Source organism: Bacillus sp. FSL M8-0049 (assembly GCF_038593355.1).
GTDB classification, from domain to species: Bacteria; Bacillota; Bacilli; order Bacillales; family Bacillaceae; genus Bacillus; species Bacillus safensis.
In genome coordinates this window covers 2,485,220-2,506,255 of record NZ_CP151986.1, presented here as the reverse complement: position 1 = coordinate 2,506,255, position 21,036 = coordinate 2,485,220, and the positions used below count along the sequence as shown (strand labels likewise).

The following is a 21,036-nucleotide window of genomic DNA, read 5'->3' as shown; positions in this document are numbered from 1 at the left end:
ACGGCTCCCCTCTTTCAACAATTTATTATAGCTTATGTGGGCATATGATGACAGAGTTTTCCCTGAAGTCTAAGAAATTCTTATTGTAGTAAAACGAATTTTGATTTAAAACTTTTAAATTTCGGAAAATTTTAATTTATGTACGCGGTTTCTTGACGCTTTTTTGACATAGGAGTAAAATGAAATTGTCAATAAATTTGAATAAAGTGCTTACAATTGAAAGAAGCGGGGGTAAGACAATTTTCAAGCAATTGCACTTTTTTTACTAGGGGGTAAAGTAATGTCGGGGAACAAAGAATTTTTTTATCGGAGATTGCATTCTTTGCTTGGCGTCATTCCGGTCGGTCTATTTTTAATACAGCACTTAGTGGTTAACCACTTTGCGACGAATGGACCTGAGGCGTTTAACAAAGCTGCACACTTTATGGAACAGCTTCCTTTCAGATATGCACTTGAGCTGTTCGTGATTTTCTTACCACTGATCTATCATGCTGTTTATGGGGTGTACATAGCCTTTACGGCACAAAACAACACGTCTCGCTTCAGTTACTTAAGAAACTGGCTGTTCAGACTGCAAAGGATTTCAGGTATTATCACATTGATTTTTGTCTCTTGGCACGTATGGGAAACACGAATTCAAGCTCAGCTTGGAGCTGAAGTCAACTATGACATGATGGCGAATATTTTAAGCTCTCCATTTATGCTAGGCTTCTATATTGTCGGCGTTTTATCTACTATTTTCCACTTTGCTAATGGCTTGTGGTCATTTGCTGTCAGCTGGGGAATTACTGTTTCACCACGCTCACAACGAATCTCCACATATGTGACATTAGGTATATTTATAGCGCTTTCATATGTAGGGCTAAGAGCAATTTTCGCTTTTGTTTAAGAGGAAATAGATTAGTAGAAGAGGGAGAGGGGCTACAATGAGTAATTCTAGCATCATCGTTGTCGGAGGCGGCTTAGCTGGTCTCATGGCAACTATTAAAGCAGCAGAAGCGGGAACAGCTGTTCAACTATTTTCAATCGTACCTGTGAAACGTTCGCATTCTGTATGTGCACAGGGCGGAATCAACGGAGCGGTTAATACAAAAGGTGAAGGGGATTCACCTTATGAGCATTTTGATGACACGGTATACGGCGGAGATTTCTTAGCCAACCAGCCGCCAGTAAAGGCAATGTGTGAAGCAGCGCCGTCCATTATCCATTTACTTGATCGTATGGGTGTTATGTTTAATAGAACACCAGAGGGATTATTGGACTTCCGCCGTTTCGGGGGAACACAGCACCACCGTACAGCGTTTGCTGGAGCTACAACAGGCCAGCAGCTATTATACGCACTGGATGAGCAGGTTCGCCGCTATGAAGTAGCAGGACTTGTCACGAAATATGAAGGCTGGGAATTCCTTGGCGCTGTTTTAGATGACGAGGAAGTATGCCGCGGGATTGTCGCGCAGAACTTGACGACAATGGAAATTGAATCCTTCCGTTCAGATGCAGTCATCATGGCAACAGGCGGTCCTGGAATCGTGTTCGGTAAATCAACGAACTCCATGATTAACACTGGATCTGCTGCGTCCATCGTCTATCAGCAAGGTGCGCATTATGCAAATGGAGAATTCATTCAAATTCACCCGACAGCGATCCCAGGAGATGACAAGCTTCGTCTCATGAGTGAATCGGCTCGTGGTGAAGGCGGACGTGTTTGGACGTATAAAGACGGGAAGCCTTGGTACTTCCTTGAAGAAAAATACCCAGCATACGGGAACCTTGTACCGCGTGACATTGCAACGCGTGAAATCTTTGACGTATGTGTCGAGCAAAAGCTTGGCATCAACGGAGAGAACATGGTATATCTCGATCTTTCTCACAAAGATCCAAAAGAGCTTGATATTAAGCTTGGCGGAATCATTGAAATCTATGAAAAATTCATGGGTGACGACCCGCGTAAGCTGCCGATGAAAATCTTCCCAGCTGTTCATTACTCAATGGGCGGATTATGGGTCGATTATGATCAAATGACGAATATCAAAGGTCTATTCGCTGCCGGAGAATGTGATTACTCAATGCACGGCGGAAACAGACTTGGTGCAAACTCACTTCTTTCTGCGATTTACGGCGGAATGGTCGCTGGACCAAATGCGGTGAAGTACATTAGCGGTCTTGAAAAATCTGCGGAAGACCTTTCTTCTGCACTATTTGACAGTGCCGTGAAGAAAGAGCAGGAGAAATGGGACAACATCCTCAGCATGGACGGAACAGAAAATGCGTACGTGCTTCATAAAGAGCTTGGAGAATGGATGACGGATAACGTGACAGTGGTTCGTTACAATGACAAACTCTTAAAAACAGATCAGAAGATTGAAGAACTAATGGAGCGCTACAAGAAGATCAACATCAATGATACCGCATCATGGAGCAACCAAGGCGCTGCCTTCACACGTCAGCTTGACAACATGCTTCAGCTGGCAAGAGTCATTACGATCGGGGCTTATAACCGGAATGAAAGCCGAGGCGCACACTATAAACCGGAATTCCCAGAAAGAAACGATGAAGAATTCCTTAAAACAACGATGGCTACGTTCAAAGGGAAAAATCAAAAGCCTGCATTCCACTATGAGGACGTCGATGTATCGTTAATTGCACCTCGTAAACGAGATTACTCGAAGAAAAAGGTGGAGAAATAAGATGAGTGAAAAAAACACAATTCAATTCATTATCACACGTCAAGATACAGCAGATGGAAAGCCTTATGATGAGGAATTCGAAATCCCTTACCGCCCAAATATGAACGTCATTTCCGCACTCATGGAAATTAGACGTAACCCGGTCAATAAACAAGGTGAAAAAACAACGGCGATCAACTGGGACATGAACTGTCTTGAAGAGGTGTGCGGAGCTTGTTCTATGGTCATTAATGGAAAACCGCGCCAGTCATGTACAGCCTTGATTGACAAGTTAGATCAGCCGATCCGTCTTCAGCCGATGAAGACATTCCCGGTCGTGAGAGACTTGCAGGTTGATAGAAGCCGCATGTTCAACTCCTTGAAAAAAGTAAAAGCATGGGTGCCGATCGATGGCACATATGATCTTGGACCTGGACCAAGAATGCCTGAGAAAAAACGTCAATGGGCGTATGAGCTTTCTAAATGTATGACATGTGGTGTCTGCCTTGAAGCTTGTCCAAACGTGAATGATAAGTCTTCCTTTATGGGCCCTGCACCGCTTTCGCAAGTTCGTCTATTTAACGCACATCCGACAGGTGCGATGAATAAGTCAGACCGTCTAGAAGAAATTATGGGAGACGGCGGTCTTGCGAACTGCGGGAACTCTCAAAACTGTGTGCAGGCTTGTCCGAAAGGAATCCCGCTGACAACGTCAATTGCAGCACTTAACCGAGATACAACATTACAAGCTTTCCGTAACTTCTTCGGAAGCGATCACGCAGAATAACATCACATTCAGTCCTCTTTGCCAATCATGATGAGTGTTTAAAAGAGGCTGGATGGAACACAAAATAAACGCCTCTTCCAATATGGGAGAGGCGTTTATTGATGAATAAGGAGATGATGAAGTGAGACTTCCATCATATATTGAGGAACCATTTGAAGAATGGAGAGCATCCTTTCGATTTTATGTCGAAACGACTGTCCGTTTTTCAGAAACGGACATGTTCGGCCATATGAACAATGTCACCCCTTTTGTGTATTTTGAAGAAGCACGGATTGCCTTTTTTCAAAAAACAGGAATTGTGGATAAACGAATGAAACGTGTGAAAGAGACGATTACAGTCGTGGCAAACCTGCAATGTGATTACATCAAACAGGTGGAGATAGGAGAGCGACTTCGTGTGTATGTAAAGCCGGAAAAAGTCGGATCAAGCTCACTTATCCTTCATTATTTAGGAGAAAACGAGCAGCAGGAACCATGCTTTACCGGCTCAGTCACTATGGTGCAAATTAATAAAGAAACAGGCGCACCTGTCCCATTTACAGAGGAAGAAAAAGATACATTTCAAGCTCAGCGAAATGGATAGCATGCAGCCTCAGCAACGTGTAAGCTTCATTTTGTTATAATAAAAAGATCATATCAAGAAGAACAAAAGGAGAACACATGAAGATTTTTCAATATGACACCATTGATAGTACAAATAATGAAGCGAAAAGGCTCATTCAGCAAGGAGAAAAACCTTCATTTGCTGTCTATGCACATCAGCAGACAGAAGGAAGAGGCAGGCTAGGCAGGCCGTGGGAAACGCCTGCAGGGAATGTCGCTTTGACCATGACGGTTTTGCTGCCAGAAGAACTCTCCACCCAGTCAACGATTGCTCCGCTGACGGCACTAGCGATCTACGATGTACTCAAACCTCTCATCAGGGCTGAGGATCAGCTGGCGATCAAATGGCCAAATGATATTCTCATCAATGAAGCAAAGGTATCAGGCACATTGATTGAAGCGGACCGTACCGCCATTTATATCGGGGTTGGCATCAATGTGAAGACAAGGCCGGAGCATGTTCCGTACAAAACCATTTGCCTATCAGAGCTTACAGAGGTAAAAGCCGATCAGCTTGTGAAGGAACTTGCCGCCGCTTTTGAAAAATATCATACACGCTGGAAGAATGAAGGGTTTGAAGCACTCACTTCCCTCTATAACAAACGGTTATATCGTCTTCATAAACCGCTGCGGATCTCGTTAGACCGTGAAAAACAAACATGGGAAGAGGGCATTTGCTGCGGAGTCAACCGCTACGGTCATCTCCAGCTCAAAGATGAGAAAGGGCAGATAAAAGCTCATTCTGCCGGAGATATAGATGCACCGCTTCAGCATTAAAAAAGCAGACGATATTCTCGTCTGCTTTAAGCTTCTCTTTTAATATGAGGCTGAATCACATAATCTTGTTTTGTGAAAACAACTCCGTCTAGAATTTCTCTTGCGGTTCGAATGACTTTGACTCTGTTTTGAGAGATGTCAATTTCCGTTTGCATAATCCCGGCAGGATGCCCAATACGAAGGGTGTCATCTTGACCTTGGAACAGCTGAGAAGGAAGCGTTTCACCCAGGAAACAGCTGGCTGTCACGCAGACAGAGCCGGTAATGGCAAGTGCTTGGTGCGGTCTTTGCATTGATAGCATACGAACAATGATGTCCATATCTGCTGCTCGTCTCAAGATTCCATTTGTATCTACATAATCCGCAGGCTCGCTGATGAGCGCAAGCTTTGGAACAGCTGGAGACTGTAATGTGGCCATTTCTTTTGGTGCAAAGTGACACATTTCAGCAGCGAGTGAACGAATTTCTTCTAAATCATCCAGTAATTCGTCTGTAAACTCTTCAGGTAATTCAGTTCCTTTTAATTGAATATCCTTGGCGCGAATAAAGGCAATTGGATTTGCAATGTCAACGATCGAGATTGGAATTTCTCCAAATTTTGTTTGAATCGTATCCATTTTGTTTCCAGTCGGATAGGTTTTACCTGTGACAGCGCCTTCAGGATTCTCAAAGGATAAATAAATGGGAGAACCGGTTCCTTTTACGCCTGGAATTTCTGCCTGTCCTTCAAATTTTACTTCCCCATTTTCGACTTCGACCTCTGCCGTAATGACTTTATTTGTATTGGTATTGAGAATACGTACAGTCGTAATGGGCTCAACCGCTTGAACAAGTCCTTTAATGATCGCATACGGCCCAACGGCTGATGAGATGTTCCCGCAGTTTCCTTTAAAGTCGACATATCTCTCATTAATACTGACTTGTGCAAATGTATAGTTCACATCCACATCCGGGCGTGTGGCTTTATCGATAATGGCCACTTTACTTGTTAAAGAATTACCGCCGCCGATCCCATCGACCTGCAGCCGGTCAGGGCTGCCCATAATGTCTAATAGAAATGCCTCGAGCTCATCGTGTTCATATGGTGCATTGTTTGCGTGAATGAATACCCCTTTGCTTGTACCGCCTCGCATGATTGTGATTGGAACTTTTCTCATGACTCTCACCCTCAATTTTTAATGAACTGTTTATCTAACCAAAATGGTAAAGTATAATAAGAAATAAGTTAAATACATTATTTTAAGAGAAATCAATAAAAATATTTTATAATTAGTAGAAAAGGAGGCCATACAATGGATGAAAAAGATTGGCGGTTTTTAAAGGTACTTTATGAAGAAAAGAACATCACAAAAGCGGCAGAAAAATTATTTGTCTCTCAGCCTGCCTTAAGCTATCGATTGAAACAGCTTGAAGAGGAGTTTGATATGAAGCTTTTCTTTAAAAGAAAACGAGGAATTGAATTTACATCAGAGGGCGAATACTTGGCTAAATACGCAAATGACATGCTCAAACAGCTGCAGCAAACGAAAGATGGCATGCTCAATATGCAAAAAAAGGTCAAAGGAACGATCCGATTAGGGGTCTCAAGTAACTTTGCCCAATATAAACTACCAGAAATATTAAAAGAATTTTCTAAGCAGTATCCACATGTTCAATTTATGGTCAACACAGGATGGAGCACAAAGGTAATGGATTTATTAGGAACATCAAGTGTGCATTTAGGGATTTTAAGAGGTGATTATGACTGGAATGGAGAGCGTTTTTTGCTTGATAAAGAGCGTCTTTGCATTATTTCAAAATCAGAGATTCAGCTAAAGGATCTCCCGAATCTGCCGCTCATTGACTATCATACAGACAGTTCATTAAAACGGCTGATTAACAGATGGTGGCAGGAAACATTCACAATGCCTCCGCTTGTCACGATGGAGACAGACCGTCAGGATACATCAAAAGAGATGGTGAAGCATGGTTTAGGCTATGCCATTGTCCCAGAAATTTGCCTCAGACCAAGTGATGAGTTATTTGTAAAAGGACTTTCGTATAAAGATGGACAGCCTGTTTTAAGAGATACATGGCTCATGTATCAGCCAGACTCACTTCATTTGTCTGTGGTGAAAGCGTTCATTGAGTTTTTAAGAAATCAGCAAGGTTGATTATAAAAGAAATTTATTGAATAAACGAAAAAATCGATATTTTCATTATAAAAAAAGCTATTATATCCTTGAAATAGAAAGCGCTAACATATAGATCGCAAGTGCAAGGGGGCGCTTGGAGATCATGTAAAGAAGAGGATGGAGGGATATAAAGTGCTAGCTATTTTAGGGATCTTGATGGTCTTGACATTTACATTTCTCATTATGACAAAACGTATGCATCCGGTGGTGGCTCTAACCGTTGTACCTATCATATTTGCATTGATCGGCGGCTTTAACAAAGGGTTAGGGGACATGATGCTTGATGGACTGAAAACTGTTGCACCATCAGCTGCTTTATTGTTATTTGCGATTTTATTCTTCGGTGTCATGCTGGATGCTGGATTGTTTGATCCTCTGATTAAACTCATTCTACGTATTGTAAAAGGTGATCCTGTCAAAATTGCTTTTGGGGTAGCAATTTTGTCTATGCTTGTTGCATTAGATGGTGACGGAACAACAACGTACATGATTACCGTATCAGCGATGCTGCCACTTTTCTTAAGAATCGGGATGAACCCATTAATTTTAGGAACAATTTCATTATTATCATTAGGAATTATGAGCGGAATGACGCCATGGGGCGGCCCGGCTACTCGTGCAATCGCGGCGCTTGGATTAGATGCAGGCGAATTTTTCATTCCATTACTCCCAACGATGGTTGGAGGCGGTCTTTTTATACTTTTTACTGCTTATGTACTTGGGAAAAAAGAAAGAAAACGGATTGGGATTGCAGAGATTCAGTACAAAGAAGAGCCGTCCATTTCTCCTGAATTGGCTGCGTCAATTGAAGATGGAGTAGCCGATATCAAGAGACCGAATCTGATTTGGATTAACTTCTTCCTTACAGTTGCTGTCATGGTCACACTCGTCATGGATATCATACCAATTCCTGTACTCTTTTTAATTGGATTTGTCATCGCTCTTATGATCAACTATCCAAAGGTTGAAGATCAGCGCGAGCGAATTTTATCTCATGCAGGCAACGCATTAACGGTCATTACACTTGTATTTGCAGCAGGGATTTTTACAGGGATCTTTTCTGGAACAAAAATGGTTGAGGCCATTGCCCATTTGGTCATTTACATGATTCCGGATTCCTACAGCTCATTTTTTCCGCTGATTGTGGCTTTGACGAGTATGCCATTTACATTTGTGCTCTCAAACGATGCTTACTATTTCGGAGTGCTGCCAATCCTGGCTGAAGCCGGCGCAGCTTATGGGATTGATCCGGTGGAAATTGCACGTGCCTCTATCATAGGGCAGCCTGTTCACTTACTGAGTCCGCTTGTCGCTTCAACACTGCTGCTTGTCAGTATGCTGAACAAAGATATTGGTGATTTGCAAAAATATGCACTGCTATGGACCGTGTTAACTGCCCTTTTTACAACACTTATTGCATTGTTAACAGGCGCCATTTCAATCTTTTAAATACCACGCAAAAAAAGGCGATGTCTCGGGGAGGAGACTCGTCCTTTTTTGCGTGGATGAAAGCGTAGAAATTGGACGCTGATATGCGGGATTTCTTGATTTTAACGTCACCTACCTCAGGCACCCGGCATATGATATCTCGACTATACAGAATCCCATTCTATAGAGACTAGAGCTCTCACCTTAGCAAGGAGGGTTACAATACTTGAAGGAGAAAGAGTTTCAATCCAAGCCGCTATTAACCAAAAGAGAAAGAGAAGTATTCGAATTGCTCGTCCAAGATAAAACAACAAAAGAAATTGCAAGCGAGCTTTTTATTAGCGAAAAGACTGTTCGAAATCATATTTCGAATGCCATGCAAAAGCTAGGAGTCAAAGGCCGTTCACAGGCCGTAGTCGAGCTTCTGCGTATGGGTGAGCTAGAGCTCTAAAGTCAGCCGGTTTTCCTTCCATATCGGGAAGGAACCGGTTATTTCTATATGGTTTCCATGAGTCTCTTCTTGCATTTTCTTTGAAAAACGAGGAAAATAGACATGTACGTTTTAATCAAAGTGAGATGCTATAGTGAGGTATCAATTAAATGGAAACGAATGAGTCAGGCCATGTTGCAGAGATTGAAAAATCATTGCGTCACATTGCCGCAATTATTAAGCAAAAAGGCAGAGAAATACTGAATCAATATACGATTACACCTCCACAATTCATTGGGCTTCAGTGGCTTTATGAATTCGGAGATATGACAATAGGCGAGCTGTCACAAAAGATGTACTTGGCTTGCAGTACAACCACTGATTTAATTGATAGAATGGAAAAAAGTGAACTTGTCGAACGGGTGAAAGATCCATCTGACCGCCGCGTGGTTCGCATTCATTTATTGCCTGAAGGCGAGCGGATCATTCAAGAAGTGATTGCTAAACGCCAAGAATACGTCAGTGAACTTCTAGAGGCTTTCTCAGAAGAAGAAGCCATCGTTTTCAACCAATCCTTAACGAAACTACAGCAGCAAATGAAAAGAAAATGAGGCGATTTTGTTGGATCAACCAATTGGCGTCATTGATTCCGGCGTCGGCGGTTTAACCGTTGCAAAGGAAATCATGAGACAACTGCCAAAAGAAAAAATCATTTATGTAGGCGATACAAAACGATGTCCATATGGCCCAAGGAAAGAAGAAGAAGTTCTTCAATATACATGGGAAATGGCACACTACTTATTAAAACACCACCATATTAAAATGCTCGTCATTGCATGCAACACAGCAACAGCGATCGCACTGGATGAAATTAAAGCAACGCTTGATATTCCGGTTATTGGCGTCATTCAGCCTGGCGCCCGTACAGCAATTAAAGTGACGAACAACCAGCATATTGGCGTTATTGGCACAGTCAATACGATCAAAAGCGAGGCATACAAAGAAGCGCTGCTGTCACTAAAAGCAGGTCTAACAGTTCAAAGTCTGGCGTGTCCGCTCCTTGTCCCATTTGTGGAAAGCGGTACGTTTTTAGATCAGACAGCAGAGGCAGTGGTGAAAGATTCCCTTGAACCGATGAAGGAAACAGGAATTGATACACTTATACTTGGCTGTACACACTATCCGATTTTAAAAGAGCCGATTCAGCGCTTTATGGGCAGTGATGTCAGCATCATTTCATCAGGGGATGAGACAGCGAGAGAAGCGAGTACGATTCTTTCATATAAAGGGCTGTTAAATACCTCTAAAGAAGCGCCTGTCCATACATTTTACACAACGGGGCAGCAGCAAAATTTTCAAAACATCGCTCGTGACTGGTTTGGCTACCTGCCAGGGAAGGTCGAAACTGTGTCACTTGAACACATCTACCAGCAATAACCCCCTTCTATTTTGAAGTGGGTTATTTTTTTATGAAAAGGGTCTAATCCTCTGGGGGAGCTCGTATACATAGTAGTACAAACTACTAGAGGAGGGTGAAGTATGCTGAAAAAAGGATCTACAGCAGCTGTTACGTGTATCGCGTCAGCCATGCTTTTGTCAGGATGCGGATTGTTTCAAACAGACCAAGCGAAAACAGAGATTGACCCGCCACAAAACGTCACATATGTGAAAGAAAATAAAGAAGATAAACAAACAGCCAAAGAAGGAAAAGAAGAGAAGCAGGCAGATACGGTCATGAGAGAATTATATTTAATAGATAAAAACGGGTATGTCGTATCTCAATCCATTCCATTGCCGAAAAATGAAGGGAGTGCCAAACAAACCCTTGAATATCTCGTGGATGGGGGGCCTATTTCGAACTTAATGCCGAATGGATTCAGAGCAGTTTTGCCAGCGGATACGAGCGTATCTGTCGATATTAAAGACGGAACGGCGGTTGTCGATTTTTCAAATGAATTTAAAAACTATAAAAAAGAAGACGAGCAGCGCATCCTGCAATCTGTTACTTGGACGTTAACACAGTTTGATTCCATAGCCAAAGTCAAATTGAAGATGAATGGACATGAACTAAAAGAAATGCCTGTGAACGGTACACCTATCTCAGATGATTTAAGCAGAGAAGACGGTATTAATATCCAGCACGAGGCTGCTGCTGATATGACAGCGACAAAGCCAGTGACGGTTTACTATTTAGCTGAATCTGATGAACAGACGTACTATGTTCCGGTGACCAAAAGAGCGCCAAAAGACGAGGATGATCCGATTACAGCAGCGATTGATGAGCTCGTCTCTGGACCAAGCAAAAAAAGCCATCTGCTTACAGACTTCGATCAAGATGTGAAGCTGAATGATGTACCAAAAGTAAAAGATGGCCATGTGACACTTGATTTCAACGAATCCATTTTTGGCAGTGCAGATGAAAAGAAAAAGGTCATTTCACAAAAAGTTCTTGATAGCATTGTGCTCACATTAACCGAGCTGCCGGACGTCAAAAGCGTATCTGTCAAGGTGAACGGCAAGGCTGAGCTTGTGAACGAAAAAGGAGCAGAGCTTACAAAGCCGGTTTCACGACCAGAACAAGTGAATACAGGTAGTTTTTAACGTCACACATTGATATAATGGAGAAAAAGAGGCATGCATATTCGCTGCCTCTTTTTTATTCCAAGCGATTAGAACGAGCTGAGGTTGTCAAAGTTAGTAGGAGAACCCCGCTGGCACTCGCGAGGAATGTATATCGTAACGGAGGTAAAACATGAGATTAGATGAAAGACAATATGACGAATTGAGAAAAATTGAAATAGAGGCAGGCTACATCACGCACCCAGAAGGCTCTGTCTTAATCTCAGCGGGAAATACGAAGGTGATTTGTAACGCATCGATCGAAGACCGCGTACCTCCTTTTTTAAGAGGAGAAGGAAAAGGCTGGATCACAGCAGAATATAGCATGCTTCCAAGAGCAACTGCACAAAGAACGATAAGAGAATCATCTAAAGGAAAAGTCACAGGACGCACTATGGAGATTCAGCGTTTAATTGGACGAGCACTCCGCGCAGTTGTTGACTTAGAAAAGCTTGGCGAACGCACCATTTGGATTGATTGTGATGTTATTCAAGCAGACGGCGGCACACGCACAGCATCCATCACAGGTGCTTTTGTTGCCATGACACTTGCGATTCAAAAGCTGCGGGCTGAAGGAGTCATCAAAGAAAACCCGATTACTGATTATTTAGCGGCGATATCCGTCGGAATTGATTCTCAGCAAGGTCTTCTGTTAGATTTAAACTATGAAGAAGATTCTTCTGCTGAAGTAGATATGAATGTCATTATGACAGGCGCTGGTCGCTTTGTTGAACTTCAAGGAACAGGCGAAGAAGCGACATTCTCAAGAGAACAGCTAAACGGACTGCTTGATTTAGCCGAAAAGGGCATCAAAGAATTAATCGAAAAGCAAAAAGCACTAACAGGAGAAGTCATCGAATAAAGAGAAGGGTTTGATCAGGATGAAAACAGCCATCATTGCAACGCACAATGCGGGTAAAGCGAAAGAATTCAAAGCCATTCTTGAGCCAAAAGGATTCACGGTCAAAACACTAGCAGACATTGGCTTTACTGAAGAAATTGAAGAAACAGGACAAACCTTCGAAGAAAATGCCATCATCAAAGCGGAGGCCATTCAAGCCAAAGCAGGTGAAATGGTCATTGCAGACGATTCCGGTCTGTCAATTGATTATCTGGGCGGAAAACCTGGCGTGTATTCAGCGAGATACGCAGGTGAGCATAAAGACGATGCGGAGAATGTGGAAAAAGTGCTGAGCGAACTTCAAGGCATTGAAAAAGAAGACCGCACAGCCAGATTCAGATGTGCCCTTGCTGTCAGCATACCGGGAAAAGAAACAAAGACGGTAGAAGGATCAGTAGAAGGCTTCATCGCTGAAAAACCGATCGGCGAAAACGGCTTCGGATACGACCCGATTTTCATCGTCAAAGACAAAGACCAGACGATGGCCGAATTATCACCAGAGGAGAAAAACAAGATCAGCCATCGAGCGGTCGCGCTTCAAAAGCTTTCATCACTGCTAGACGCAAATGAATAAGGGGGAATGAAGCCATGAAGATACTCATCATTAGTGACAGTCATGGACTCACAGACGAACTTCAAACCATTGCCAAACGGCATGAGGCTGAAGTTGACATGATGATCCACTGCGGAGATTCAGAACTCGAAACGAACCACCCAGCACTTGAAGGATACAAAGTCGTCAAAGGAAATTGTGACTTTATGGGCGATTTTGAAGAAGAGCTCCTGCTCCCACTTGATGGGGGCGGAAAACTATTTCTCACTCACGGACATCTGCATGGCATCAAACAATCCTTACTTCAAGTCTACTACCGTGCAGAAGAGCTGGGCGCAGACATTATCTGCTTTGGCCACTCGCACATCCCAGGCAGTGAACTGCTAAGAGGAAAACTGCTCATTAACCCAGGCAGCGTGCACCTGCCAAGAGTGCGAAAAGAGCGCAGCTATGCTATACTGACACTAGATGGAAGCGAAGCAAACGTACAGTTTTTCACGGACGAAGGTCTTGCAATACAAGACCTCGAAAACACTGTCACATTGGAAGGTATTTCATAAGGGTGCAGCATTTGCCCCTTATGAAAAAACTTTCGAAAAACCGTTGACTTTAAAGAACAATAGTAATATAATAAATCTTGTCGCTGAGGTAATACACCACAGCACACTACATAACAACATGTCCCAGTAGCTCAGCAGGATAGAGCAACGGCCTTCTAAGCCGTCGGTCGGGAGTTCGAATCTCTCCTGGGACGTACTATTTTAAAAGCCTGAAACCCTTGATAAGAAAGGGTTTCAGGCTTTTTTGTTCATTGAAACATTAGTTCGCAACTCGCTTCAAAACAGGGTTTTGGGAGCGGATTTATTTTTAAGTATTTCCGTTCCCTGTTTTTGTATCAAAGAAGCTATCAAAATGAGTGGCTGATTTCTGATCAGCTTCTTCAATGACATGAGCGTAAATTGACATAGTTGTATCCATTTTTGTATGCCCTAAACGTGCCTGAATAACTGCGATTTATTTAAATGATTGGATAATTCAGTTCGTAATGTGGGTAGCAATAATAAGGCGGTCTACGTCCAATTTCAGACATTAGCCATGAATGCTCCATATAAACCATAGTAACTTTTTTCATTGAATGATTCACAAGTAATAACTCTACTTTTGGATTAAATTCATATCTCAATCCAATGACCTCCTTATATTAGGAATGTGTGGATTCCCCGCCGTCAACATGCAGCACTTGACCTGTAACAAAACGTGAATCATCAGAAGCAAGATAAACAAATGTTGGTGCGAGTTCAAATGGATGTGCAACTCGTTCCATTGGATTAAATGCTCCATATACACCCACTTGATCTGACGAGAAGCTTGCTGCAATGAGTGGCGTCCAGATTCGACCAGGAGCAACAGCGTTTACACGAATTCCTTGTTTTACAACATTTTTAGCCAAAGCACGTGTCCAACCAACAATTGCACCTTTTGTGGCTGTATAATCAATCATTTGTTGCTCCCCTACATACGTTACGACTGAAGAAGTGCCGATAATAGAACTGCCTGGTTTTAAGTATGGAAGCGCTGCTCTGGTTGTGTAAAAATGTGAGTATATGTTGACTTTAAAGGTGTCATCGAATTGTTCGTCTGTAATGTCAAGAAGGCTTGGTTGTTGAAATTGGATACCAACGTGGTTACATAGAACATCTAGACGCCCGAAGGTTTTTACTGTTTTCTCTACAATGTTGATACATTGCCTTTTATCTCGCAAGTCTCCTGGCATCAATAAACAATGTTGCCCGAGTTCTTCGATTCTTGCTTTTGTTCTATTAGCATCTTCATGTTCATCTAAGTATGCAATCGCAACGTCAGCACTTTCCTTTGCGAAGGCAATGGCTACTGCTGCACCAATACCACTATCCCCTCCTGTAATGAGAGCAACTTTTCCCGCTAACTTACCACTCCCTTTGTAATTTGTATTTTCAATAATTGGAAGTGGTACCATTAAACCTTCTACACCAGGATGACGAAGTTGACGTTGTTCAGGTAAATTAATTGGGATTTCTTCATAGCGTGTGATTTTTCCGTAATTAGGATACATGGGATAAGGTTGAGTTTTCATTTTCTCTAGAAACATCTGTTGCATTTGTTTTATTTGTTGCAACTTACTCTCATCAGAATCTTGTGTCATTGAATTCCCTCCAAACGTACTTATTCCCTTTAAATGTTTATGTTGTTTACTGCTAATCCAAGTATTAATAATGAATAAACTTGTGAAGGAGTTATTTGAAGAGTTTTAGTAAGCTTTTATGAGTAGGTTGGAATTTCAAGGTGTTTGAATACGCATCAGCAATCAAGGCTGGGAAGTAATAAAAGTTGCAGACCAATTTATCGGAAGTCGAAAAATGTATGAAGGCGAAGAAGAGTATTTTACAGGTCCTATTAGGTATCTCAATTTTGTTCATGAGATTTTCAAAGTAGGTAGTCAGACTCCACTCTTTAAATATGTAAAGCTAATTGCCGCAGAATTGGTTTCCCTTTCTCTTATTGGTAAAGAAACTTTTGAAGTTTCCGACCTTTACTTTGAGAAAGACATTTGGTTATTGGCACTATAAGAAATTCAAAGGCGTTGCCTTGTTGCAAGAAATATTCAATCATTCAACACCAGACGTTAGATTACGATATATCGGGATTATACAAGATACAACGGATAAGACAAAGGACAATTTCGGTTTATAGTCCCACATGTACTCATGACAGGTGGATGTTTAAATGTTTCAGTAATTAGTTTAAAAATGAAATTCGACTTTTTATCAGGAAACCCCATATTCCAAGAGAGTAGGCTTGTTGTAATAGGTCATAAATTTAAAGACTTTTTTATAGCAGAGGGTGTTTCGTTCGACAAAATTTGCATTTACTTCAAATTAGGCAATTATGTTCGATAATCATTATGAAATCTGTATAGGAGGAATTAGATTGAAAGAGAAATTTCGCGAATTTTATTTTGATAAAGAAGATAAAAATATTTGGGAAGAGTCAATAATTGTTATTGATACCAACGTTTTATTAAATTTATATAGATACACTAAGGAAACTTCAGATCAAATTCTCGAACTATTAGATAAATATAAAGAAAATTTATGGATGCCACATCACGTAGGATTAGAATATCATTACAATAGAAAATCAGTTATTTTAGAACAGAGAGGATCGAATGAAAAAGTATGTTCAGCTTTTCAACAGATACCTGACAAAATTAGAGACATACTCAATAAAGATCTGTCAAATTTTAAAAAAAGACATAAAGATGACTTAGATTCTTTAGTTTACGAGATTAAAAAAGTAATTGAGGTAAAGGTACATAATTTAAAAAAGATTAGTGAAGAAGATGATCTTTTACAAAGTGATTCGATAAAATCAAAAATCACTGATTTGTATAGTAATAGAGTCGGTGACCCCTATTCTGAAGAAGAATTAATAGATATTATGAAAGAAGCAGACAATAGATTTAATAACGAAATACCACCTGGATATAAGGATGTTAAAAATAAAAAAGGTATTAAATATTATAATGGGGTACAGATACAAAATAAGTATGGTGACTTCATTCTTTGGAAACAGGTATTGGATTATGCTGTCGAAAATAACACAAATATAATTTTCATAACTGATGAAAAAAAAGAAGATTGGTGGTATGAAGCTAAAGGAAGAATTATTGGTCCTAGAGTAGAATTGTTAAATGAATTCTCTAATAAATCAGAGAAAGATTTTTATATGTTTAGCTCTATTGGATTTATAGAAATTAAGGGTGGTTTAGATCAATCAGCTGTTTCAGAGGTTAAAGAAGTAAGTGAAGCGTTTAAAACCAAGTTGTTTGAAGAGAAATACGAAGATGCTATTTTTTATAATATGAAAGGTGAAAAATTTAAAATCCCTTTTTCATTTAAAATGAATGAATTAAGTGAAGAAGATAAGAGTGAATTAATGATTAAATTTTGCAAATTCATAGTAAATAAGCTGCACTATTTTAATGAAAAACCTCTTTACTTCGATGAGTTATTCAATCTACTTAAAAAGAAATTTGGTAGACCATATACTGAAATTATATTAGAAATTCTAATGAACGATATTGAAATTAAATTAATAAATGATGTGTCGGGCCTTATAGTGGATATTGATAGTTTTAGTCGTTATGTCTATAATGAGCTCTTTTAAAAAATAGGAGGATATAAATGAAATTTGATAAAAATTTGATTAGTTGTTTTAATATTTTTAAAAGGATTCAAATTAGTTATGAACCTGATATTCCAGGATTTGATGAGAGTATATGGCATAAAATACTTGGTCATGATTTATTTGTAACTAGAACAGGAGTACTTTTATTGATTCATTTGGAGAATCCAGAAAATGGTGAAGAGTATACATACAGTTTTCCCGATATCATAAAAGTGGAGTTAGCTAATTCCTCTAATAGTCATGAAAAATGGTATCTTTACTCTTTGGATAGGTCAAAATTTAAAGAAGATATTCGCAATGAAGAAATGATTTATCGACTTATTTTTAGTAAATAAAGCATCCCCTAAGGGGTGCTTTTTCTAACGATATGCTAAAAATCGGGTTATTTAGTCACTTGAACTTAAATAATATGTTGGAGGTTTCCAATGAAAAATTTTCTTCTTGTTTTATTCGTACTTTTAGTTGCTTTATTCGGATGCTCTAATCAAAATGTTACTAAGTTCAATGGAGATAAACTTAAAGAATCATCAAGAGAAGAAAAAATAACTCAAAAGAAACATGACCTCACTAAAGAAGACAAAAAAATTATTAATTTTATTAAAAATAAAGAATATGATCATGTTATTAAAAAGACAAGGGATTTAGAAAATGAATTTAAAAAAGATTATTATTTTATAGCTTCCGCATACAAAAAGTTAGAACAGTTAAAAGGTGCTAAAGTGAGTTTAGATAATTATGATGATTATACTTATGTTGATGCAATGTTAGATAAAGTAAAATACAAAAACAGTCATGCAGATTTAGATTTTCTTCAAACCCAAGAAAATAATAAAAAACACATAGATGCTTTGCAAAATGATAAAGATGACCAAATTCAAGAAAATATTAAGGAAGTGGAAGAAGCAGAAAAGTATTCTGCTATAAGAGAAAGAGCAACTGTGATAGAAGAGAGAACTAATAGTCCTCAAAGTGTTTCTGTTGGTATGTCTAAAGAAGAAGTATTAATTGAAGGATGGGGGAAGCCTGAAAAGATAAACAAAACTCAAACAGCAGATCATACTATGGAGCAGTGGATTTATAAAGGGAATAAGTATTTATATTTTGAGAATGGGATTCTAAGCACTATATCAAATTGAAATAGGTGTATAGAGTTAGTTGAAAGTCCTCGGTATTAAACGTGGGCTTTTTTTGAGATTATTTTCATCAACTCACCATAACGAGAAAATGTCCAGCTCATTTTAAATAAAATGGCTGAACAGCAAGAGGGGCAAAGGATTCAGCGATTCCCTGAGTTAGACACAATAATAGATATGGTTAATTGGTGGATTGTGTGGATTAATAACTATTCTAGTTATATAATGTCTTTAAAAAGAGAATGGGGATTTATGGTGATAAATAAAAAAATAGGCATTGGTCATTTTGTATACAATATTATTATTGCACTCTTAATCATTACATTTACATTAGTATTAGCTTTTGGTAGCGATAAAGATGCCGGAAATCAAGTTAATGTTATGGCTACAGGAATTTCTATAATACTAGCGGTTATAGCTATTTTAATGACTTTAGTAGACGTAGCTGGTCAAAGGCAGTCTATCGTTGATATTAGAGAGACTGCTGAGAAATTAGCTGAGTCACAATCAGTTTCTCAAGATACTATACAGAAATTAAAAGAAACATTAGAAGAATTAATTGATTTTAGACAAGAATTATTAAAATCTGTTTCAGATTACAGAAATGGCACCGAGGAATTAATACAAGGATTATTTAAAAAGGAAGAGCAATCTATAAGCAGAGAAGAATTAGACGAATTATTAATTAAACTTAATAAGAAAACTTCAGATTTAGACACAAAAATTGCTAAAGGTGAATCCATTAGAATTATCCCAGAAAAAGTAATAATTAATGATTTTAAATACTGGGTTAGAAAAAAATACGAAAATAAGGAAAAAATAGACATTATCAGTTTTTTAAATGAAATCAATCGAAACTTTTCTTCTCGAGATTCTCAAGTAATTACTGTGTTCATCAAATATAAACACTTTACATATTACGATACACAAGAAGAAGGTGAATATGTTGACTTAGAAGCGATAAAGAAAGTTGAATATACAGGGACAGGTAGTGGCTTCAAGCCAATTATATAAGTTTTAATAAAATGGCACACTTTTGGCAAAGCATTTTGTCTGAGTGCGGTTATGATGGTATTAGGTGATAAATTGAGAGCGGCTTCCATTGTAGAGGTCGTTTTTCGTTTGACAAATTTCGAAATTCACCGGTAAAAATAAAAGGGGGAGATTTAATGAATGAAGTTATAACCGCTGCAATTATTGCAGGTATTGTTTCTGTTGTTACTGGTATTATAACAATTGTGATTCAAGTAAAAAATGCAAGAAGGACGTCTATTGTGGACACTATAAGTAGTCAAAGAATTGAATGGGTTAATAAAATGAGAGATAATTTTGTGGAAATTAATGACTTGATATTTCTACATATTGTCAAATGGGATTCGTTATTGAGACATTCACAAGAAGAGAAAGAATGGAAGGATGATTTCAACTTCGGTGAGAGTATTGCAACAATAAGGAGATTACAAATTAATATCAGTTTACTAGTCAATCCAACAGAGGAATATGCGAAAAAACTTATTAATGAATTCAATTATGTTCTCTTGTTATTATTAAAAAATGACGAATTTGATAAAGATGTTGCAATGAAACATCAAAAAGAAATAATAATGTTTCAGCAAGTAATCCTAAAATCAGAATGGAGTCGAACTAAGCAAGAAATACAAGATGGAAAAGTTTTGTCAGATAAGGAAGTTAAAGCGATATATACTAAAAAGGCAAAAGATTTAAATTCAAATTAAGTTAGATATATTATTATGCTATAAAACGTTTATCTTTAGCCTCTCTTAAAAGAGAGGCTAAAGATAAACGTTTTATAGAGGGGATAAAGAACATGAATGAAAAAGTCATTAAAGCCGTGTAATGAACCTGGATGTCCTCAACTAACGTGCGAAGGATATTGCCAGCAGCATAGGACATCAAAGCCTTTATATGATCTGTTCCGTGAATCATCGTCACGCCGTGGGTATAACAGCCGATGGCGTAAAGCGCGTGAAGGTGATCTAGCAAAGCATCCTTTGTGTCAGTCTTGTATGTTACAAGGCAAACGGATTGCTGATACAGTAGTGGATCACTTCAAACCACATAAGGGAGATAAAAAATTATTCTGGGATTCTTCTAACTGGCAGCTGCTATGTGTATCCTGTTACGGTAGGAAGACAGCTAAAGAAGATGGAGGGTTTGGAAATGGATTATAAAAAATGCACATGTGATCAATGTGGAACTATCTTTATAATCAAGTTCTGTTCTAGGATTATGAAAATCGGACGTGGCATTAAACGACATCTTCTTGTATGTCCAGGGTGTAAAGCTGAGTACACATCCTACTAAAATATGTTGAAATAAAGCAGAAGTAAAAGAAAAGCCCTTCCGACATGGAGGGGCTTTTCTTAGTTATTCATTACTGGCCAATTCCCATATTTTTTGACCGTCTGCCATATAAACTGCATTTGGTGTATCTTCATAAAGAGAAATCTCAAACAAAGTGTTTCCCTCAATTAACCAAGTATATAAACTGTCTTTTTCATTAATAAGGGGAGGAGATAAAATCTTATTTACTTGAAAGACTGTAGCGTAATATTCTTTATAATTGATGTCATCATCTTCTAGACCGTTATCAGTTTCAAAAAATGTATCAGTTCTACCGATTAGCCTTAATCCATTTTCATATTCCAATTTAAGGTCTCTATTTTTGTATTTTGATAATGTTTTAAATAAAGAATCAGGTTCCATGTCAATCCTCT

23 protein-coding genes, 1 tRNA gene and 1 pseudogene are annotated in these 21,036 nt (G+C 39.1%); 22 read left to right on the top strand and 3 right to left on the bottom strand.

Annotated features, from left to right (window positions below; genetic code table 11):
- Nucleotides 1–280: 280 nt before the first annotated feature.
- The 5 genes from NSU13_RS12940 to NSU13_RS12920 all read left to right on the top strand — a co-directional run bounded on the left by NSU13_RS12940 (nt 281) and on the right by NSU13_RS12920 (nt 4,833).
- Nucleotides 281–889 (top strand): succinate dehydrogenase cytochrome b558 subunit, encoded by a 609-nt coding sequence (locus tag NSU13_RS12940; protein ID WP_024423213.1) that lies wholly within the window; start codon nt 281–283, stop codon nt 887–889.
- A 37-nt stretch (nt 890–926) separates the two neighbouring features.
- Entirely contained in the window at nt 927–2,687 is a 1,761-nt protein-coding gene (gene sdhA / locus NSU13_RS12935) for a succinate dehydrogenase flavoprotein subunit (RefSeq protein ID WP_034279746.1), read from the top strand.
- Between the two features lies 1 nt (nt 2,688).
- Nucleotides 2,689–3,453 (top strand): succinate dehydrogenase iron-sulfur subunit, encoded by a 765-nt coding sequence (gene sdhB, locus NSU13_RS12930; protein WP_034279749.1) that lies wholly within the window; start codon nt 2,689–2,691, stop codon nt 3,451–3,453.
- Between the two features lie 121 nt (nt 3,454–3,574).
- Nucleotides 3,575–4,036, top strand: a complete 462-nt coding sequence (locus tag NSU13_RS12925) for a thioesterase family protein (protein ID WP_101676790.1) — start codon at nt 3,575–3,577, stop codon at nt 4,034–4,036.
- A gap of 77 nt (nt 4,037–4,113) precedes the next feature.
- Nucleotides 4,114–4,833 carry a biotin--[acetyl-CoA-carboxylase] ligase gene (locus NSU13_RS12920; protein WP_342474527.1) on the top strand — a complete coding sequence of 240 codons (720 nt, stop codon included), beginning with the start codon at nt 4,114–4,116 and terminating at the stop codon, nt 4,831–4,833.
- Nucleotides 4,834–4,859: 26 nt separating this feature from the next.
- Here the strand turns inward: NSU13_RS12920 and NSU13_RS12915 are convergent, their stop codons facing one another.
- Nucleotides 4,860–5,990 (bottom strand): PrpF domain-containing protein, encoded by a 1,131-nt coding sequence (locus tag NSU13_RS12915; RefSeq protein ID WP_144496286.1) that lies wholly within the window; start codon nt 5,988–5,990, stop codon nt 4,860–4,862.
- 135 nt (nt 5,991–6,125) lie between these two features.
- Here NSU13_RS12915 and NSU13_RS12910 point away from each other — a divergent pair, with 135 nt between their 5' ends.
- The 10 genes from NSU13_RS12910 to NSU13_RS12865 all read left to right on the top strand — a co-directional run bounded on the left by NSU13_RS12910 (nt 6,126) and on the right by NSU13_RS12865 (nt 13,692).
- Nucleotides 6,126–6,986 (top strand): LysR family transcriptional regulator, encoded by an 861-nt coding sequence (locus NSU13_RS12910; RefSeq protein WP_024423208.1) that lies wholly within the window; start codon nt 6,126–6,128, stop codon nt 6,984–6,986.
- A 153-nt stretch (nt 6,987–7,139) separates the two neighbouring features.
- Nucleotides 7,140–8,456: a citrate:proton symporter gene (locus tag NSU13_RS12905; protein ID WP_081125285.1), complete on the top strand. Its 1,317-nt coding sequence runs from the start codon at nt 7,140–7,142 to the stop codon at nt 8,454–8,456.
- A gap of 205 nt (nt 8,457–8,661) precedes the next feature.
- Nucleotides 8,662–8,886 carry a spore germination transcription factor GerE gene (gerE, locus tag NSU13_RS12900; protein WP_003184172.1) on the top strand — a complete coding sequence of 75 codons (225 nt, stop codon included), beginning with the start codon at nt 8,662–8,664 and terminating at the stop codon, nt 8,884–8,886.
- A gap of 149 nt (nt 8,887–9,035) precedes the next feature.
- Nucleotides 9,036–9,476, top strand: a complete 441-nt coding sequence (locus NSU13_RS12895; protein ID WP_034279763.1) for a MarR family transcriptional regulator — start codon at nt 9,036–9,038, stop codon at nt 9,474–9,476.
- A gap of 10 nt (nt 9,477–9,486) precedes the next feature.
- The gene (gene racE / locus NSU13_RS12890) at nt 9,487–10,302 is read left to right on the top strand and encodes a glutamate racemase (RefSeq protein WP_034279765.1); all 816 of its coding nucleotides are present in this window, start codon (nt 9,487–9,489) and stop codon (nt 10,300–10,302) included.
- A 102-nt stretch (nt 10,303–10,404) separates the two neighbouring features.
- The gene (locus NSU13_RS12885; protein WP_034279767.1) at nt 10,405–11,466 is read left to right on the top strand and encodes a GerMN domain-containing protein; all 1,062 of its coding nucleotides are present in this window, start codon (nt 10,405–10,407) and stop codon (nt 11,464–11,466) included.
- 151 nt (nt 11,467–11,617) lie between these two features.
- The gene (gene rph / locus NSU13_RS12880) at nt 11,618–12,346 is read left to right on the top strand and encodes a ribonuclease PH (protein WP_046311987.1); all 729 of its coding nucleotides are present in this window, start codon (nt 11,618–11,620) and stop codon (nt 12,344–12,346) included.
- Between the two features lie 10 nt (nt 12,347–12,356).
- Complete coding sequence (locus tag NSU13_RS12875) at nt 12,357–12,959, top strand: XTP/dITP diphosphatase (RefSeq protein WP_162860205.1); 603 nt, start codon at nt 12,357–12,359, stop codon at nt 12,957–12,959.
- A gap of 14 nt (nt 12,960–12,973) precedes the next feature.
- Nucleotides 12,974–13,498: a metallophosphoesterase gene (locus tag NSU13_RS12870; protein ID WP_265192796.1), complete on the top strand. Its 525-nt coding sequence runs from the start codon at nt 12,974–12,976 to the stop codon at nt 13,496–13,498.
- A gap of 120 nt (nt 13,499–13,618) precedes the next feature.
- Nucleotides 13,619–13,692, top strand: a tRNA-Arg gene (locus NSU13_RS12865).
- Between the two features lie 447 nt (nt 13,693–14,139).
- On the opposite strand, the gene NSU13_RS12860 is transcribed toward NSU13_RS12865, so the two are convergent.
- Nucleotides 14,140–15,120 (bottom strand): SDR family oxidoreductase, encoded by a 981-nt coding sequence (locus NSU13_RS12860; RefSeq protein ID WP_211043138.1) that lies wholly within the window; start codon nt 15,118–15,120, stop codon nt 14,140–14,142.
- 292 nt (nt 15,121–15,412) lie between these two features.
- Here NSU13_RS12860 and NSU13_RS12855 point away from each other — a divergent pair.
- From NSU13_RS12855 to NSU13_RS12825, 7 genes and pseudogenes are all read left to right on the top strand, one after another.
- Nucleotides 15,413–15,668 (top strand): annotated as a pseudogene (locus NSU13_RS12855) (hypothetical protein); the annotation flags it as partial.
- Between the two features lie 237 nt (nt 15,669–15,905).
- Entirely contained in the window at nt 15,906–17,144 is a 1,239-nt protein-coding gene (locus tag NSU13_RS12850) for a PIN-like domain-containing protein (RefSeq protein ID WP_125587589.1), read from the top strand.
- A gap of 17 nt (nt 17,145–17,161) precedes the next feature.
- Nucleotides 17,162–17,500, top strand: coding sequence for a hypothetical protein (locus NSU13_RS12845; protein WP_125587590.1), 339 nt, complete (start codon nt 17,162–17,164; stop codon nt 17,498–17,500).
- 90 nt (nt 17,501–17,590) lie between these two features.
- Nucleotides 17,591–18,301, top strand: a complete 711-nt coding sequence (locus tag NSU13_RS12840; protein ID WP_211043141.1) for a hypothetical protein — start codon at nt 17,591–17,593, stop codon at nt 18,299–18,301.
- A gap of 111 nt (nt 18,302–18,412) precedes the next feature.
- Nucleotides 18,413–19,312 (top strand): hypothetical protein, encoded by a 900-nt coding sequence (locus NSU13_RS12835; protein WP_211043143.1) that lies wholly within the window; start codon nt 18,413–18,415, stop codon nt 19,310–19,312.
- A gap of 155 nt (nt 19,313–19,467) precedes the next feature.
- Nucleotides 19,468–20,034, top strand: a complete 567-nt coding sequence (locus tag NSU13_RS12830; protein WP_125587593.1) for a hypothetical protein — start codon at nt 19,468–19,470, stop codon at nt 20,032–20,034.
- A 96-nt stretch (nt 20,035–20,130) separates the two neighbouring features.
- Nucleotides 20,131–20,490, top strand: a complete 360-nt coding sequence (locus NSU13_RS12825; RefSeq protein ID WP_125587594.1) for an HNH endonuclease — start codon at nt 20,131–20,133, stop codon at nt 20,488–20,490.
- Between the two features lie 196 nt (nt 20,491–20,686).
- Here the strand turns inward: NSU13_RS12825 and NSU13_RS12820 are convergent, their stop codons facing one another.
- On the bottom strand, nt 20,687–21,025 hold the full coding sequence (locus tag NSU13_RS12820) for a hypothetical protein (RefSeq protein WP_211043145.1): 339 nt from the start codon (nt 21,023–21,025) through the stop codon (nt 20,687–20,689).
- Between the last annotated feature and the right edge of the window lie 11 nt (nt 21,026–21,036).

What these genes read in the sequence shown, in the direction of transcription:
- NSU13_RS12940 (WP_024423213.1), top strand. Translation starts at nt 281, where the DNA reads ATGTCGGGGAACAAAGAATTTTTTTATCGGAGATTGCATTCTTTGCTT.
- sdhA (WP_034279746.1), top strand. Translation starts at nt 927, where the DNA reads ATGAGTAATTCTAGCATCATCGTTGTCGGAGGCGGCTTAGCTGGTCTC.
- sdhB (WP_034279749.1), top strand. Translation starts at nt 2,689, where the DNA reads ATGAGTGAAAAAAACACAATTCAATTCATTATCACACGTCAAGATACA.
- NSU13_RS12920 (WP_342474527.1), top strand. Translation starts at nt 4,114, where the DNA reads ATGAAGATTTTTCAATATGACACCATTGATAGTACAAATAATGAAGCG.
- NSU13_RS12915 (WP_144496286.1), bottom strand. Translation starts at nt 5,990, where the DNA reads ATGAGAAAAGTTCCAATCACAATCATGCGAGGCGGTACAAGCAAAGGG.
- NSU13_RS12910 (WP_024423208.1), top strand. Translation starts at nt 6,126, where the DNA reads ATGGATGAAAAAGATTGGCGGTTTTTAAAGGTACTTTATGAAGAAAAG.
- NSU13_RS12895 (WP_034279763.1), top strand. Translation starts at nt 9,036, where the DNA reads ATGGAAACGAATGAGTCAGGCCATGTTGCAGAGATTGAAAAATCATTG.
- NSU13_RS12885 (WP_034279767.1), top strand. Translation starts at nt 10,405, where the DNA reads ATGCTGAAAAAAGGATCTACAGCAGCTGTTACGTGTATCGCGTCAGCC.
- rph (WP_046311987.1), top strand. Translation starts at nt 11,618, where the DNA reads ATGAGATTAGATGAAAGACAATATGACGAATTGAGAAAAATTGAAATA.
- NSU13_RS12870 (WP_265192796.1), top strand. Translation starts at nt 12,974, where the DNA reads ATGAAGATACTCATCATTAGTGACAGTCATGGACTCACAGACGAACTT.
- NSU13_RS12860 (WP_211043138.1), bottom strand. Translation starts at nt 15,120, where the DNA reads ATGACACAAGATTCTGATGAGAGTAAGTTGCAACAAATAAAACAAATG.
- NSU13_RS12845 (WP_125587590.1), top strand. Translation starts at nt 17,162, where the DNA reads ATGAAATTTGATAAAAATTTGATTAGTTGTTTTAATATTTTTAAAAGG.
- NSU13_RS12840 (WP_211043141.1), top strand. Translation starts at nt 17,591, where the DNA reads ATGAAAAATTTTCTTCTTGTTTTATTCGTACTTTTAGTTGCTTTATTC.
- NSU13_RS12835 (WP_211043143.1), top strand. Translation starts at nt 18,413, where the DNA reads ATGGCTGAACAGCAAGAGGGGCAAAGGATTCAGCGATTCCCTGAGTTA.
- NSU13_RS12830 (WP_125587593.1), top strand. Translation starts at nt 19,468, where the DNA reads ATGAATGAAGTTATAACCGCTGCAATTATTGCAGGTATTGTTTCTGTT.
- NSU13_RS12825 (WP_125587594.1), top strand. Translation starts at nt 20,131, where the DNA reads ATGAAAAAGTCATTAAAGCCGTGTAATGAACCTGGATGTCCTCAACTA.
- NSU13_RS12820 (WP_211043145.1), bottom strand. Translation starts at nt 21,025, where the DNA reads ATGGAACCTGATTCTTTATTTAAAACATTATCAAAATACAAAAATAGA.